The organism is Acholeplasma equifetale ATCC 29724, assembly GCF_000687735.1.
Taxonomy (GTDB): domain Bacteria; phylum Bacillota_I; class Bacilli_A; order Acholeplasmatales; family Acholeplasmataceae; genus Acholeplasma; species Acholeplasma equifetale.
Map to the genome: position 1 here is coordinate 147,359 of NZ_JHXL01000002.1, position 16,754 is coordinate 164,112.

Below are 16,754 nucleotides of genomic sequence, written 5' to 3' on the forward strand. Positions count from 1 at the left end.
AGAAAACTAGCAAAAGATATAATGTCAAAAATCACTCATAAAAGAAAATATATTGATTTTGGTTTTACAACTACGATTAATAAACAATATAGTACTCGCATAAAACGGAGCGAATTTATCAGTTTTTTTCAAGACTAAAAGATATTCATGAGAAGCATCAACCTAGTATAAGGAGCGATTATGGCATATAGAACATATAGTTCAGAAACAACATCTTATGTATATGTTTTGTGTTCTGGCAAAGAATACTTAAGGCTAAAAAAGGGATTTAATTTTGATACGAATAGACATGGAGAGGGTGGCTGGGGGTTTTATGTTTATCCAATAGGATATACATATAATGGATTTGTAGAATCTTGGAATGATTTGAATACTTTTGAAAAAATTTTCTTGTTCTTAGGGTTTTGGAGTATACCAGGACATTTTTACTTTCTGTCAAACTTTAGTATTAGAACATTGAGGCAAGCATTATTTTTCATTTTAATATTCCCTTTCCTTTTGATTTATATTGTATTAAGTTCAATTACTCATCTATTAATTAATATTCCTGTTTTACCCATCATATTAATTTTCAATATAATAAAAATAAAAAGATTACTTAATAATGACACTCAAAACCAAGTAAAAAGCGATAAGATATTAATAACCATGCTATCAGCTTTGTTTATTGTAACAATGGTGGTTTTATTCTTCATGAGTTTTCTCTAATAAAACTCAAAGTTATTGTGATCTCATATAACTCAACAAGCCATATGCTAAAGAAATTGGGTTACCATTTTCCACTATTTACTCACAAACAACCCTGTGACGGATTTTCATAGCAGTTGTAGACTTTAAACTATTTTCCGTTATTTACCCACCTTTACTCGATTTTACTGGATTTTTCCCGATTTGGCATTTTCATAGCAGTTGTAGTATTTTCACTTAAAAAAGCCAATTCAGTTAAGGTAAAAAGAGACTCCAAAGAAATCTTGAATTGGTAGCGAAAAACTACCAAATAACACCAAATTATGCCCTTTTAGGGCATTTTTTAATAAAAAAACAGTCCATCTTAAAGTCTTTAACGACCGACATGATGGACTTTTATTTTTGTAATTATAAACTAAAATTAAGTTGTGACACGAGTTCGAACTTTATAGATAAACGGAATATGTAACATCAACATTTTTATAACCAAGTTTCAAAGGTAATACAGACTCAATTAACTTATGATTATATTCACCATTATCAAGAAGATTAAGTTTGATAGAAAAATTTGATATTGAGTGGATTGTAATTGCAGCAAATATTCTTTTAATTTCTTGTATATCTAAAGAGTCATTAATATTACGAATAAACTTAAAGTAACTTGGAAGATTGTTTTTTGCAGATAAAAGTTTAGTTTTGAAATTTAATAAGTCTATCTTTTCATTAGCATTTTCTAAATCAGCATCACAAACAGTTACACTTTCATTTATGTATGATGTAATGTTTGGTGTTAAATCTTTCATATAAAATTTCATTTGAGAGATAACATCCATTAGTAGAATAGTTAAGTTTTTAACAGTAATACTTACTCTATTCTTTTTCTGCTTATTATAGCAATATAGGTTAATGAATTAAAAAAGGATATAATAACTACAAAGAACATAAAGTACAAGAAAATGGTATCAATTCAAAATTTCCAAAAATGGAGTGAAGTATCCTGAAAAATAAGAGGAGTGTTTAAAGTGGAAAAACATCAACTAATAATAAATAAACTTGAAAAAGTCGAAACTTGGAAAGATGAAGAGTCTTTTTTAGTTGATGCACTAATCATGAGTAATGCAAAACTATTCATCAAATCATATAAAGATATCGAAGAACATAGCATAGTAACCGTCGCACCTCTATTAAGACAGGTTCATGAAAATATTATAGCCATCCTTGGGATAGGTGATGGTGTTATCACAATGAAAGACTTCATTGATCAATCGTATAAACCAAAAACAGTTATGAATAGAATAAAAGATAAAAACCCTCAAATTGATAGTGAAAAATTTGATTTGGCTAACAATTATTTGTTTGGAGTTAAGAAAACACTTAATGTATTTACTCATACAAATTTTGAAGGAATTATGACCTTATTTACAGAAAGATTTCAAGTCTTCGAATCAATGGAATTTAATAAAATCATGATGAAGTTCTTTGTAACATTTTTGGAAGGTCCTTTTATTGCAATTGTAAATAGCATTTATAAATCAGATATAGAGTTACCACCTAAGTATGACCTGAATAAAGAGTTGAAACGTATAAATTCTCTTAAATACATCACAAGACATTTCCCTGAACCTATTAAAGAGTTTATAAATAATTCAGAAGTTCTTAATGGGTACTATAAGAACATTATAAATTCTATTAAAAAAGCTTCAAGTGAAGTAAATGGAAGCTCTCGTTCTAATTCAAACTAAATAAAGAGATAACTTTTGAAATCAATTTTTCATATAATATTGAAAATAGATTTTGTAAAAAAGGAGAATGAGTATGTTTGATAAAATTTTAATTCATGCTAATGATTTTTTTGAAATAGCTAGGAGATGTGAATTTCCTGAAGGGGAAGTTACTAATGATAATTTACCACTAATTGTTCCGGAGTTTGTAAACCTTGCTTTTGCATGTGAACTATACATAAAATCTATTTCTCAATTCACCAACGCTAATGTCAAGAAAATACATAGACTTGATGAATTATTTTATAAATTAAGTGCTAATGACAAAGAGGCAGTTTACTCTCTTTGGAGAATTACTAATGGAAATAACGTGGACGATCATTATTATGTTAGGCAAATGTTTAGAAATAACTTAGAAACTATTACAGATGTTTTCACAAGATTTAGATATGCACATGAATGGGCAACCACAACTATTAGTTTAGAACATAGTTTTACTTCAGAACAATTCGTGAAATTTTCGACCCTAAGTGCAAGTAGACCTTTTGGGTCACCGCCAGTATATTCTGGATTTTTAAAGCAATTTGCTATATCATTAAAAACATACGCAGAACAACTAATGGGGAAACAATATAATTCATAATTTAATGTAAAAGTCGTTAAATTGATGAATTCAATAATAGTGGTTTATGAAGCCTTAAAGTAGAAAACACTATACTTTTATAGGTAATAGATAGGCGAAATCGAGTAAATATGAGTAAATCAAAAAAATTATAGTAATCGTCACTATTAATTAAAAAAGGGGAGAAGTGTATAAACATGAAATGGTTTAGTGGTTTAATAGCTAGTAGGTTATTAAAAAGAAAATCCAAAATAGATGAATCAAATATTATAAGACAACCACAAGCATGGGGAATTACCATCTTTTTATTATCATTTGTTTGTATTGCTATTTTGTTACTTGCAATTATATTTCCTAATATATTTGGTGGCAAGGAAGAAAGTGTTGGTATTATAGTATTTTTCGGAGTTATATTTTTACCGGTTATGTTTCTTTATGCCTATCTTATGATATGGAAAGTTGAAGTCTTTGAATCTTATTTTAAGTTTAGATCAATTTTTAAAAATAAAAAAATATCATATGACAATATTGAAGTAAGAGATGTCAGTTCAGGCTTTAGATTTTATGATAATAATAGACACCTTTTATCTATATCTTATCTCCAAGATAACTATAGATTGTTAAGTGATGCAATTAAAAAATACCAAAAAGATAATAAAATTAAAATTGAAAAAAGTGTCACTAATGTTCTTAAACCAATTCAAGGGTTGTGGTTCAGTGCAGTTTTGTTATTATTTCTAACTATATTTTTAACAGTTGCTATCCTTATTGAAGATGGCACAAGCACAGCTTTTTATATATCATTACCCTTTAATCTTTTATCAATACTAATAATACTGTACATGATGAATTGGAAAATAGAGTTTAACGATGATTTTCTAATTAAACGTTCTATATGGGGGTGGAGTAAAAAATACGCATTAAAAGATGTAACATTTTTGCAACGTCAATTTTTTGGTAATCCAAATGATACTATAATATACTATAAAAATAAGAGAATCGCTTTAATCATGGGAAATACAAATAATCTTTATGAATTGCAATCAGTGATTAAATCAAGGACTTAATCATACCAGATGATGAATTCAATAATACTAGTTAATGAAGTCTAAATTAGGAAAATAGATATCCTTTTTAAATAGTTCAACAGCTGGGTAAATATGGGTAAATTAAAATTTGATACTACAATAGAAAAAGGAGAAAATTAAATGTTAGAAATCAAACAATCAAGTACTTTTTTGAAAATAGCAGAATATATTTAGCTGATTTTTTTGTTGAAGGATTTTACATTTGGTTAAAATACTTTTCTAAAAATAAAACTAAATTAAAGAAAGCATTCGCACATATCTTTGTTTTAGAACATTTTTATGTTGCTTTCAAGGATGGAAACCCAGCAGGCATGGCAGCTGTTAGTGATGGAGACACTTTGGTTGTGAAACTAAATAAAAAGGAACTAACAAAACATCTAGGCTTTATAACTGGCCGCATCGCATTTTATGTATTAAAAAAAGAATTTGAAGTTCTAGGTAAACAGGGACTTCCTAGATTACCAGAAGTATCCTTTGTTTCGGTTTTAGAAAAATATCAGCGTCAAGGGATTGCAGAAGAACTGATTAATTATGTCATTTCGCACACAACATATGAAAAGTATATTTTAGAAGTGGCAGATAATAATACACCAGCTGTTAAACTATATGAAAAACTTGGATTTAAAGAGTATTTTAGGGTGCCAGTTAAGAATAAAAAACAGACAGGGTTTGATTTCTATATATATTTAATTAAAGAAAAATAGTTTAACAAGAATTAAAATTTTAGAAATCAACGCTGGTATTTAATCAATTCAATAACTACAGTTTATGAAGTCATGAGCGAGTAAATCATATGATTTCAAAAGCAATTGATAATAATTATTGGGTGGTATGAGTAAACATGAAAAAGAGGGTGAATGATTATGAAAATGATTAAACCAAGGAAATTAAAAATGGGAGATAAAGTTGCTATTGTGAGTCTTTCAAGTGGTATCCTGGGTGAGCCATCGTTAAAACACCAACTAAACTTGGGCATAAAAAGACTAGAAGCATTTGGATTAGAACCAGTGTTTATGTCTAATACTTTAAAGGGGTTAGAATATATTAAAAACAATCCCCAAGAACGCGCGAAAGATTTAAAGGATGCTTTTAAAGATGAAACGATTAAGGGTATTATTTGTGCAATCGGCGGTGATGATACATATAGAACAATTCCCTATTTAATGGCAGATCATGAGTTTAAAAGATTGGTTACTAATAATCCAAAGATATTTATAGGATTTTCTGATTCAACTAATAATCATATCATGTTTAATAAATTAGGATTAGTTACATATTATGGACTCAATTTCTTATCTGATCTTTGTGAACTTCAAAATGAAATGCTAGAATATACGAAACAAAGTTATTTAAGATTCTTTAAAAATGAAGAAACATATGATTTAGTATCAAGTCCAATGTGGTTTGAAAACAGATCGTCTTACGATGAGTCAGAGCTTAACACCGATTTAAAGTCCAACAAAGAAAAATGGGGACACGAATTTATCTTTGGAAATGGTAAAGTTACAGGCATTCTTTGGGGTGGGTGTTTAGAAAGTATATACGATATTTATACAAGTGAACGTTATGAAGACCAAAGAGAAGTATATGATAAATATAACTTGATTCCAGATAAAGGTTTCTTTAAGGATAAAGTGTTATTTCTTGAAACTAGTGAAGAAAAACCAAACCCATATAAATTTGATAAGATGTTGAATGAATTATCTAAAGAAGGTATATTGCAAAATGTAAAGGCCCTTCTTGTTGGAAAGCCTTATGATGAAATTTATTATAGCGAATATAGGAATATTCTAAGAAGGATTGCATTTGAGTTTAACTTACCAATTGTTTATAATTTAAATTTTGGTCATGCATTACCAAGAGCAATGATACCATATGGTATTCATTGCGAAATTGATTTTGAAAATAAGACAATTAAAATTATAGAAAAAATATTTGAATAATAGATTCAATAAGTAGCGTTTATGAAGCCATCATTGAGTAAATAATATACCTTTAAGAGTAAACAACATACTTTTCTCGGTAAATATGAGTAAAAAGAAAAGCCACCCAAAATGGATGGTTAATGTCAAAATAAAGAAGATATTCTATAAGTAATTTTACGTTTTACAAACTCACGAGCATTAGCAATCGCTAGTGCTTTTTCATTTACTACAAACGAATCAGTCAATACATCGTTTTCATAAAACTTAACTTGATATAATGTCTCACTCCATCTACCATAAGTAGTGCCACTTTCAACGAATGCTCTTTTTGATAAGTATCTATTATGATAGTTTTTCATAAGTTTAAAGTCTGGATAGAATTCAGTCATCTATATGTTCCTCCTTGGCTTGTTTGTATTTAAACTTAATAACTTTGATTATGCAAGTCTTTAATAATCTTTAATTGGTAAGAAGATAGAACTGATCTTAGGATTGGTTCTTTTTGTTTTTGTATGCTCTGAGCCAACCTATAAAAAAAGATATAAGCGGTAAAATCCATGTGAGCTGGTAATGAACCTACTGCATTAAGCAGTGCGAGAAATAGTCGTAGTTCCTCTATAGTCTTTAGAAACGAGGACTGATGATGAGAAAGGATAATTATCAAAAATGGAAAACTGATGGTACCTTGGAATCCAAATTAAAACTTATTAAAGAACTAGCTGGTCGTTCATTAAGTATGGAGATATATTGATAATAAAAATCTTTAAATAAGTCGTTTAACATTTTGAAATATTCTCCCCCTATTATGCGTATCTACATACATTTATATCATAAAATTTATAAAAATATCTCTTTATTGTCGGTAAAATGCTATTTTTTTATTTGAATTAAACAACAACTAGTAATAATATGCTATGATAAAAGTAACAAGAAAAGGGATAAGAAATATGAATCAATCCGAAATAAAATCATATTTAAAAAGACAAATCGATGACAACAATTTAGTCGTAGGTGTTGCAGTAGGTAATGGGAGATCTGCTAAACAAGCCTATGAAGGTGGAGCGGATATTATTTTAGCTTTGAATGCTGGAAGATATAGAATGTCAGGTTTACCTTCGATTGCATCGTTTTTACCATCCTCAAACTCTAATGAGCTTGTTTTTGATTTTGGAAGTCATGAAATAACACCACGAATAAAAGATATTCCAATAGTTTTTGGTGCATGTGCTCAAGATTATAACTATACACATGAGACATTAATTGATTTAGCAATTAAAAAAGGCTTTACTGGAATTAATAATTTTCCTACTGTAAGTTTAATTGATGGACAATATCGTGAATATTTAGAAGAAAACGGTGAAGGTTTTATTGAAGAAGTTAAATTGATGGAAAAAGCCGTTCAAAAGGGATTATTCACGATTGCTTTTGCAGTAACTTTAGAAGAAGCGATTCAAATGGCTAAAATCAATGTAGATGTTTTATGTTTACATTTTGGATGGACGTATTCAAGTAAATCTAAAGATAGTCATGATGTTGAAGTATTAGTTCAAAAAACGAAATTCATTTTTGATGAAGTTTTAAAAATTAATAAAAACATTATTCCTATGATTTATGGTGGGACATTAATTAGTGATTATACAACAATGACAAAGTTCTTTGAAGAAACAAAAGTAAAAGGTTATATTGGTGGATCAGTATTTGAAATATTCCCTGTTGAAAATAGTATTAAAGAAGCAACTCAACAGTTTAAAGGCATTAGCCATATTATGAAACTTGAAGAAGAAAACCGTAGTTTAAAAAAGAAACTTTTAATGCGTGATAGTGTAAAAGACATTCTTGGTGAAAGTGAAGAAATAAAAAATTTAATTACAACTATTAATAAAACGGCAGAATATGATAGTAATGTTTTAGTTTACGGTGAATCAGGTTCTGGAAAAGACTTAGTTGTAAAAGCGATTCACTATAATAGTGCGAGAGCTGCTCAACCTTTTATAAAATTGAATTTATCTTCTATGCCTGCAGAAAATGTTGTTAAAGAATTGTTTGGGTATGAAAAAGAAGGCCAAATTTATCAAGGTAAATTCGAACTTGCAAACGGTGGTACACTATTTTTAGATAATATTCATGAAATGGATTTGGACATCCAAAGAAAAATAACATCAATTATTCAGGATGAAAAGTTTAATCGAGTAAATGGTAACGAAGAAATTCCTATTGATGTAAGAATTATTGGTACAACAACAGAAAATATTAATGATTTAGTTGAAAAAGGTTTGTTTAGAAAAGATTTATATTATTTACTAAATATTTTAACAATTAAAGTACCATCACTTAGAAGTCATAAGGAAGATATACCACTTTATGTTGAAACATTTTTGAATAGATTAAATGAAAAAAATAAAAGACATGTTACAGTATCTGATGATGTAATGTATGCTTTTATGCAATATGATTGGCCAGGAAATAAAAGAGAATTAAAAAATGTATTAGAACGTGGCTTTGTCTTATGTGAAAATGAAGTTATTGAATTGTCATGTTTACCATATGGTTTTGGTGAGTATGTCCCACCAAATGTTACATCAAATTATATTAAAAAATCTGTTGATATCATTGAGAAAGAAATGATCTTAACTGAACTAAAAAAATATAACTGGAATCGTACAAGAGTTGCTGAAAAATTAAAGCTTAGTCGAAGAACTTTATATAATAAAATTAAAAAGTACAATTTATTCAAAGAAAATGAAAAAAAATAAAATAAGTAAGTGGGAAGTAAATTTCCCACTTTTCATTATCTATAATAGAGTATCAAGCGATATGTGAATAAAAATTCTTAAAAATATAAAAAATGGGCAATTTTTTTCATATTGACGTATGAAAGCGCTTCAAATATAATGGGTACGAACTCATAAACCAAAGGGGGTAAAATATGAAAAAAGTTGTTCTATTAGGAACGTTTGACACCAAGGGACATGAATATCAATTTTTAAAAGAAGTTATTGAGTCTCAAGGTGTTAAAACGTTACTTGTTGATGCTGGTACGAATTCACCTTTAATTAAAGCTGATGTTAGTAATGAAGAAGTTGCTAAAGCTGAAGGTGTTAATTTAGCTGATTTACAAGCATCTAAGGATCGTGGTGCATCTGTTCAAACAATGATGAAAGGTGCAAAAAAAGTTGTCACTAAACTTTATGATGAAGGTAAAGTTAGTGGGATTATTGCATTAGGAGGATCAGGTGGTACTTCAATTGCAACTTATGTTATGCAAGCTTTACCAGTTGGTGTACCAAAGATTATGGTTTCAACTGTTGCAGCAGGAAACGTTAGTCCTTATGTAGGTGTTAAGGATATTATGATGCTTTATTCAATTGTTGACGTTTCAGGATTAAATAACATTTTAAAAGATATTCTAACAAATGCTGGGTTAGCAATTGCTGGTATTGTAAAGAATAGAAAAGAACATAAAGACGAAGCATCTAAACCATTAATCGCAGCAACAATGTTTGGTGTTACAACACCATGTATTACTAAAGCTAGAGAATATCTAGAAAGTAAAGGATATGAAGTTGTTGTATTCCATGCTACAGGTGCTGGTGGAAAATCTATGGAATCTTTAATTGCATCAGGTTACTTCCAAGGTGTCTTAGATATTACAACAACTGAATGGTGTGATGAATTAGTTGGTGGTGTTTTATCAGCAGGACCAACTCGTTTAGATGCAGCAGCATTACACCAAATACCTCAAGTCGTATCAGTAGGAGCATTAGATATGGTTAACTTTGGTCCTATGGATACTGTACCAAAAGAATTTAAAGATCGTAATCTTTACGTCCATAACGCAACAGTAACACTTATGCGTACAACCGTCGAAGAAAATAGAAAACTAGGACAAATTCTTGCAGAAAAATTAAATCAAAGTGCTAAAGGTAAGACAATCGTTATGTTACCATTAAAAGGTGTTTCTGCAATTGATGCTCCAAATATGCCTTTCTATGGACCTAAAGAAGATGAAGTATTATTCCATGAAATTCGTACAAATCTAAAAGATAACGTTATTTTAGAAGAATATGATTTAAATATTAACGATGATGAGTTTGCAATTAAAGCAGCAGATAATTTAATTAAATTAATGAATCAAAAATAATAAAAAAGGAGTGTAAAAAAATGGCATTCACAGTAGAAGAAATTAAAAAAAGACTTCATGAACAATTGAATAAAGGCCGTGCCATCATTGGTGCAGGTGCTGGTACTGGTATTTCAGCTAAATGTGCTGAAGCTGGTGGTGTCGATATGATTATTATCTATAACTCAGGACGTTATAGAATGGCTGGGCGTGGTTCATTAGCAGGCTTAATGCCATATGGTGACGCGAATAAAATCGTTACTGAAATGGCAAGCGAAGTTTTACCAATTGTAAAAAATACACCAGTGTTTGCAGGTGTATGTGGTACAGACCCATTTAGAGATATGAAATATTTCATTCGTGATCTTAAGAATATGGGGTTCTCAGGTGTTCAAAACTTCCCAACAGTTGGTTTAATTGATGGTAAGTTTAGAGATAACCTAGAAGAAACGGGTATGGGATATGATTTAGAAGTAGCTATGATTAAAGAAGCACATGAACAAGGTTTATTTACATCCCCTTACGTCTTCACAGTTGAGGATGCAATTAAGATGACTAAAGCTGGAGCTGATGTGTTAGTTGCTCATATGGGCTTAACAACAAAAGGTACAATTGGTGCTCAAACAGCTTTAACATTAGATGACTGTGCAGTTAAAATTCAAGAAATCCATGATGAAGCTAAAAAAATCAATCCTGATATTTTAGTGATTATGCATGGTGGTCCTATTGCAGAACCTAAAGATGCTGAATACATTTTAAGCAAAACTAAAGGTATCGTAGGATTCTTCGGAGCTTCTAGTATAGAACGTCTCCCAACTGAAATTGCAATTACTGAACAAGTTAAAACATTCAAAAAAATTACTGTTTAATATAAAATAAGGAGAATAAAATGAAGTTTGATAAAAGTTTAATATCTGTATCGTTAAGTGTTGGTATTTTGGCAGGGCTTTGGCAAGTATTAGTTAGCGTTATTCCAGCAGATTTTGCTATTCCTTTAGGTGGTGTTGGTGTTGCTGGATTCTTAGGATGGGCTACATTCTATGCAGCAGGTGGTAAAAAAGATGGTTTAGTAAAAGGTACTGCTGCAAACCTTACTGGTGTTATTTGGGCGATGGTTATTGTATTAATTATGCAATTATTCAATTTTAACCTTTTAGGCGCATTCTTAGGTGTTGCTGTTGGTGCATTCATGATGTGCTTCCAAGCTCATATTAAGTTATTAGGCTTTATTCCTGGTGCATTCATTGGTTGTTCAACCTTCTTCGCATTAGGAGCTACAATTACTGATGTAGTATTATGGCCAACAATCATCGGATTATTAGCTGGTTTAGTATTAGGTTTTATTTCTGAATGGTTAGGTGGTCTTATCAATAAATACATTATCAAATAGATATTTGATAATTGAATCATTTGAAAAAAAAGAAACTGATGAAATTTTATTGGTTTCTTTTTTTAAATTGTATTAATTGGTAGAATATAATTAGAATAAGAAAAAGAGGAAACTATCTTGAAAAAAATATTGTTAGGGATGAGTCTATATTTAATTTGTTTTTTAAGTGCATGTGTACCATATTATTGGGAACATACATTTGAAAAATTTACAAAATGGGTATCCGATGATGATTTACTTATTTATGATACTCAAGGAGAAGGAAATCTTTTAGGGTATGGTTCTTTATTAGTCAATGATGAAAGAATTGATGTATTAGTTGAATTTGCATGGGTATCACCAGATTTATACATAATAGATGAATCAGGTGAAATTATATTACTACTCTCTACAACTTATAAATCAAATTCACATGTTGCCTTAGAGGTAGAATTTAATAAAACAGGCGACTCAATGTATGATAATTATTCATTTAATATGTATAAAACGTATTTGGAAGATGAAGAACTAGACGCTAAAAAGTTTTTAAATACAGGTTTTGAAAATTTAATTTATAAGATACAATTTAATTATTTAAAAGAAGCTAGATTTACGCATACAGCCAAAGGAAGTATCGAAATTGATCAAGAAAAAATATATTTAAAACTTGTCTTTGAAGATAATTATATGTTTAAGATTTATCAAGATAATACAGATAAATTAGTTGCAGAAGGTACATATTTATCATTTAAAAATTCAGTTGAATTAGTGTTTGATGATATTTATTCTTTAATACCATATATTGATAAATTAATTTTATTTAGAACCGATTTAAGATAAAGATAAAGGAGTGAAAATTCACTCCTTTTTTCTTAACTAATGTATTTAATAGGGTCTCCAGGTTTACCTTTAACACCAGGGCTTCCATCAGTACCCCAAAAAGCTGAATTACCACCTTTTCCACCAACACCACCATTACCGCCTTGAAGTGTTTGATTGGTTGTATTCATAACTTTTCTTGCAGTAATTGCAGCACCACCAGCACCGCCATTACCACCGTTACCACCATTTTGTCTATTACCTGTTTCGACGATATTTGCAGTAGAATTACCACCATTGCCACCATTACCGCCATTACCACCTACAATCTTAATGTTAGTACCGATAATTTTAACTTCGTTTTTAGCATAAATACCTGAATAGCCATCAGTACCGTTTGAACCGGCACGGTTTGCTTGTCCACCGACATTATTACTTGGTCCGTTTGAACCATCTGTACCATGACCACCATAAATATTTAACTTATCTTCTATAGATGGGTTAAAGACATTAGATAGTGTGACGTTATATGCTTTTATAGCTTCAGCTTTATTGCCTATTAATTCAACATAACCACTGTATTCAATCATTAAATTACTAAAATCATTGGCAGTTATTAAAGGTTGATTTTGAATACTTGTTAATGAGATACTGTTAAGTTTAAATGTAAAGTCACTTTCTTTACGATCTAAAAGGTTGAATGAAATGTTTTTAAACTGTACACCACCAGATTCTTTATAATATCCATACATATCAATTTCAAAGATTTGAGCAGGGATATTAATCTTAATTGCTTGAGTTGGTGATAGATCATTTATTAGGTTGACGATTAAGCGCTCATATTGATTGAATTTCAATGTATAACTATTTGTTTGAGCATCATAGTCAGATTCATTCATTAACTCGTTAAATGAGAAATAAATAACTTTTCTTAGGTTATAAAGTGTTGATTTGTTTAAATATTCATCTTTAAATACTTGAACTGAAAAGTTAGATGAAAGTGCTCTTTGTTCTAAATCTGTGTAAAGTGCTCTATCCATAAAATGAAATGATTCAACGATATCAAGTGTTTCTAATCCGGTCATTTGGCTGAAAATTTCATTTAATGAATATGAATTATTATTGTAACTATATGTTCTTTGAAGTGACTTTGTATTATTTAAGTTTAAATGTTTTAAATGTTTCATTGAAGCTAATTCATCAATATACATTAGGTTTCTTGAGTTTGCTAATGATAAGGATTCAATTTGTGAAACACGTGATAAACCTTCAGGTAATGTTACAAATTTATTACTACCAATATTTAAAGTATTTAAATGTGGTAATTTACCAAGTAACATTTGATCAATAAATGGTTTTAATTCAGTTAAGTTTAAATTATTATTTTCAATCGATAAGATTTCAAGTGTTTCATAATCTAATAACAATTGAATGTTTGGTGTCCCAGTACCACCTATACCATCTAAATAAAGTTCTTTAATGTTATTAAGTTTTGGTAGTTGTTCTAAACTTAGTTGAATACCACTAATATTTAATGCATGTAAATTATTAATATATTCCAAACTATAAACATCACTTGCCGAAACAGAAGCGTATGCAATATCTAATGTTTTAAGGTTATATAAACCTGATATCGCATCTAAGTTATCATATTGGTTATTACCCATTTTTAGTGTTGCTAAATTAAAACGACCTGAAAGTGGTGTAAGGTTTGAAATTCGATTATTTGAAATATCTAAATATTGAAGATTATTTTTTAATTGTAGTGAATTTATTGATGTAATTTGATTTGAATTTAAAGATAAATGTTCTAATTCGTAAAGTTCTAATAGAGGAGAAATATCAAAAATTTTATTTTGATCTAAGTGCAATTCTTTAAGTTTTGTTAAGTTTTTGATAAATGAAATATCATCAAGTCGGTTATTTTTTAAACTTAGATGTTCTAAGTTTCTTAAATAAGCAATCATTGGAACACTTGAAATGTCATTAGATAATTTTTTATCAATTTTTAAAGATTTGACTTGATCCAATTCAGCTTGAGTAATAGTAGAAGCACCTAAAGATGAAATTACATTCATATTAAATAAAATTTGTCTAATTTCGGTTGCAATAATTGAGTTGTATGTTTCGATTGGACCTTGATAGACAAGTGTATCTGAGTGATTATTTCGAATAGTGATTAAACCATAACCGATACCTATTACTTGAATTTTATTATCGGGTGTAACTTCAAAAACATCAGGATTTGAAATAGAAATTGTGTAAATTGAAGGATCGATATGACTTAAGTTTAAATCTAATTGATTACCTAAGTTAATATTTGAATGTTTTAAAAAATTATTCTTAACAGTGTCATCTGAATCGATAAAGTATAGTTTCAATGTTGCGCTTTTTACATCAGATATCTTAGCGATAACCTCAACAGTACCACTTTTAGTAGATGTTATTTTATTTTCTAAGAGATTTGCTTGTATCGGATTGGATAGAAGTTCATATGTAACATCTGGATAATTTGAATTAAGTATGATTTCTTCACCAACATAGGCGATATGAGTTTCAGCATTTATATTAATTGTGTATGCTTTCCATTTTGCATAAAGTTTTACTGTGCCGGAAATCTTTTTATTTGGATCAAAAGGATCAGTAAACTCATTATTATAAAACCATCCATCAAAATCATAACCTTCTTTAGAAGGCGTTTCTGGGATGGAAATTGGGTAACTTTTACCAGAAATACTTTCAATGGTTGAGCCACCGTTTGTAACAAATTCAATCGTGTAAGGTGCATTAAAAAGATCACAACTCACTAAAAAAAGACAAAGAAAAACAAACAAAGAAAACCTTATAAGTGATTTCATTAATTTTTTATCCCCCTGATAATGTGTATTTCCACAATTTTAATTATATACGAAAATGAAAAAAATTTACGAAAAAACATAAAACAAAACCATAAAGTGAAAAAACAATATCTTTTTAAGTAACTTAACTAGGATAAAATAGTTGTATTCGTTAAAATAAGTATATAGTAGAGGTAATTAAGATGATATATCAAGAAAGAAAAAATTATTTAGAAAAATTAAAAAAATCAATTAAAAATCATGAAAATGATATAAAAAAAGCATTATATGATGATTTAGGGAAATCGAAACAAGAATCCTATATGACTGAAATAGGGGTTGTCTTAAGTGAGATTTCATATATGATAAAAAACTTAAAAAAATGGATGAAACCTAAACGCATTAAAGCTACTTTAACAACCTTTCCATCGAAATCATATTTATTTCCAGAGCCATACGGTAAAGTACTAATCATGGCGCCTTGGAATTATCCATTTCAACTTGTTTTTGCACCTTTAGTGGGAGCGATTGCTGCAGGGAATTTAGTTGTAGTTAAACCATCTGAATATGCTCCTCATACTGAAAAAATTGTTAAAACGATTATTAATGAAGTTTTTGAGAATAATACGGTTGAAGTTGTCTCAGGAGATCGTGTTATAAGTAATCGATTATTAGATGAACGTTTTGATTACATATTTTTTACAGGTAGTGAAAAGGTTGGAAAAATTGTTATGGAAAAAGCCTCTAAACACTTAACCCCTTTAACACTTGAATTGGGTGGAAAAAGCCCTGCAATTGTAATAAATCAAAAAGATTTAAGATTAGCAGCTAAAAGAATAGCATTTGGCAAACTCATCAATGCTGGTCAAACATGTATCGCACCAGACTATTTATTAATTGAAGAAACTTTAGTGAATGATTTTATTAAATATTTTGACGAAGCTGTAAAAAGCTTTTATATTGATCCAATTTTTTCTTTTGATTATCCAAAAATTATTACAGACACACACTATCAAAGATTATTAAAACTCATGGAAAATCAAGAAATCATTTACGGCGGAAGTATTTCTCAAAATAAAATCGGACCTACAATTTTAATTCCAAATGAAAATAGTGAAATTATGAACGAAGAAATATTTGGACCTATTTTACCAATGATTAAAATCAAAAATATAGAAGAGATTCATAATTATATTAAAGAAAAACCACTTGCAACATACCTTTTTACTGATGATAAAAAGATACGTGATTACATTATAAAAAATGTAAGTACAGGTGGTATTACGATTAATGATACATTGATGCATTTTAGCAATCATCATTTAGGTTTTGGTGGCGTTGGAAAAAGTGGTATGGGTAAGTATCATGGAAAACATAGTTTTGATACGTTTACACATTATAAACCGGTTTTAATTAAATCAAATAAGTTTGATATTAATTCAAGATATTTACCATCAGATGAGAAAAAAGAGCGATTTATTAAACGAATTCTAAAATAAAATATTATGTATAAGTTAAAAGTTACAATAATAATTGATTAAAAAATTTACTTAACTTATAACGAAA

Annotated in this window: 15 protein-coding genes; 12 read left to right on the forward strand and 3 right to left on the reverse strand. The window is 29.1% G+C overall.

The features are described from left to right. Window positions 1-180 precede the first annotated feature (180 nt). A complete protein-coding gene (locus T434_RS0102160) occupies window positions 181-708 on the forward strand; it encodes a hypothetical protein (RefSeq protein WP_026399699.1) in 528 nt (175 codons plus the stop codon). A 425-nt stretch (window positions 709-1,133) separates the two neighbouring features. Here T434_RS0102160 and T434_RS0102165 read toward each other — a convergent pair whose 3' ends face one another. Next, window positions 1,134-1,490 carry a hypothetical protein gene (locus tag T434_RS0102165; protein WP_162150628.1) on the reverse strand — a complete coding sequence of 119 codons (357 nt, stop codon included), beginning with the start codon at window positions 1,488-1,490 and terminating at the stop codon, window positions 1,134-1,136. Window positions 1,491-1,709: 219 nt separating this feature from the next. Between T434_RS0102165 and T434_RS0102170 the strand changes: the two genes are divergently transcribed. The 5 genes from T434_RS0102170 to T434_RS0102190 all read left to right on the forward strand — a co-directional run bounded on the left by T434_RS0102170 (window position 1,710) and on the right by T434_RS0102190 (window position 6,061). Continuing rightward, window positions 1,710-2,429, forward strand: coding sequence for a hypothetical protein (locus T434_RS0102170; protein ID WP_026399701.1), 720 nt, complete (start codon window positions 1,710-1,712; stop codon window positions 2,427-2,429). A gap of 67 nt (window positions 2,430-2,496) precedes the next feature. Continuing rightward, window positions 2,497-3,051, forward strand: a complete 555-nt coding sequence (locus tag T434_RS0102175) for a hypothetical protein (protein WP_162150629.1) — start codon at window positions 2,497-2,499, stop codon at window positions 3,049-3,051. 176 nt (window positions 3,052-3,227) lie between these two features. Beyond that, window positions 3,228-4,097, forward strand: a complete 870-nt coding sequence (locus tag T434_RS0102180; RefSeq protein WP_026399703.1) for a DUF6560 family protein — start codon at window positions 3,228-3,230, stop codon at window positions 4,095-4,097. Window positions 4,098-4,375: 278 nt separating this feature from the next. Beyond that, complete coding sequence (locus T434_RS07645; RefSeq protein ID WP_245588315.1) at window positions 4,376-4,822, forward strand: GNAT family N-acetyltransferase; 447 nt, start codon at window positions 4,376-4,378, stop codon at window positions 4,820-4,822. 159 nt (window positions 4,823-4,981) lie between these two features. Next, window positions 4,982-6,061, forward strand: a complete 1,080-nt coding sequence (locus tag T434_RS0102190) for a S66 family peptidase (RefSeq protein ID WP_210997105.1) — start codon at window positions 4,982-4,984, stop codon at window positions 6,059-6,061. A gap of 125 nt (window positions 6,062-6,186) precedes the next feature. Here the strand turns inward: T434_RS0102190 and T434_RS0102195 are convergent, their stop codons facing one another. Continuing rightward, window positions 6,187-6,432 carry a hypothetical protein gene (locus tag T434_RS0102195; protein ID WP_162150630.1) on the reverse strand — a complete coding sequence of 82 codons (246 nt, stop codon included), beginning with the start codon at window positions 6,430-6,432 and terminating at the stop codon, window positions 6,187-6,189. Between the two features lie 558 nt (window positions 6,433-6,990). Here T434_RS0102195 and T434_RS0102200 point away from each other — a divergent pair. From T434_RS0102200 to T434_RS0102220, 5 genes are all read left to right on the forward strand, one after another. Next, on the forward strand, window positions 6,991-8,796 hold the full coding sequence (locus T434_RS0102200; protein ID WP_026399707.1) for a sigma-54-dependent Fis family transcriptional regulator: 1,806 nt from the start codon (window positions 6,991-6,993) through the stop codon (window positions 8,794-8,796). Between the two features lie 173 nt (window positions 8,797-8,969). Next, on the forward strand, window positions 8,970-10,184 hold the full coding sequence (locus T434_RS0102205) for a Tm-1-like ATP-binding domain-containing protein (RefSeq protein WP_026399708.1): 1,215 nt from the start codon (window positions 8,970-8,972) through the stop codon (window positions 10,182-10,184). A 20-nt stretch (window positions 10,185-10,204) separates the two neighbouring features. Continuing rightward, window positions 10,205-11,032: a phosphoenolpyruvate hydrolase family protein gene (locus T434_RS0102210; RefSeq protein WP_026399709.1), complete on the forward strand. Its 828-nt coding sequence runs from the start codon at window positions 10,205-10,207 to the stop codon at window positions 11,030-11,032. Window positions 11,033-11,052: 20 nt separating this feature from the next. Beyond that, on the forward strand, window positions 11,053-11,553 hold the full coding sequence (locus tag T434_RS0102215; RefSeq protein ID WP_026399710.1) for a DUF1097 domain-containing protein: 501 nt from the start codon (window positions 11,053-11,055) through the stop codon (window positions 11,551-11,553). A gap of 117 nt (window positions 11,554-11,670) precedes the next feature. After that, window positions 11,671-12,372 (forward strand): hypothetical protein, encoded by a 702-nt coding sequence (locus tag T434_RS0102220; RefSeq protein ID WP_026399711.1) that lies wholly within the window; start codon window positions 11,671-11,673, stop codon window positions 12,370-12,372. Between the two features lie 32 nt (window positions 12,373-12,404). Here the strand turns inward: T434_RS0102220 and T434_RS0102225 are convergent, their stop codons facing one another. Continuing rightward, complete coding sequence (locus T434_RS0102225; RefSeq protein ID WP_026399712.1) at window positions 12,405-15,158, reverse strand: leucine-rich repeat domain-containing protein; 2,754 nt, start codon at window positions 15,156-15,158, stop codon at window positions 12,405-12,407. Between the two features lie 233 nt (window positions 15,159-15,391). Between T434_RS0102225 and T434_RS0102230 the strand changes: the two genes are divergently transcribed. After that, window positions 15,392-16,687 carry an aldehyde dehydrogenase family protein gene (locus T434_RS0102230; protein WP_051614329.1) on the forward strand — a complete coding sequence of 432 codons (1,296 nt, stop codon included), beginning with the start codon at window positions 15,392-15,394 and terminating at the stop codon, window positions 16,685-16,687. Window positions 16,688-16,754 lie beyond the last annotated feature (67 nt).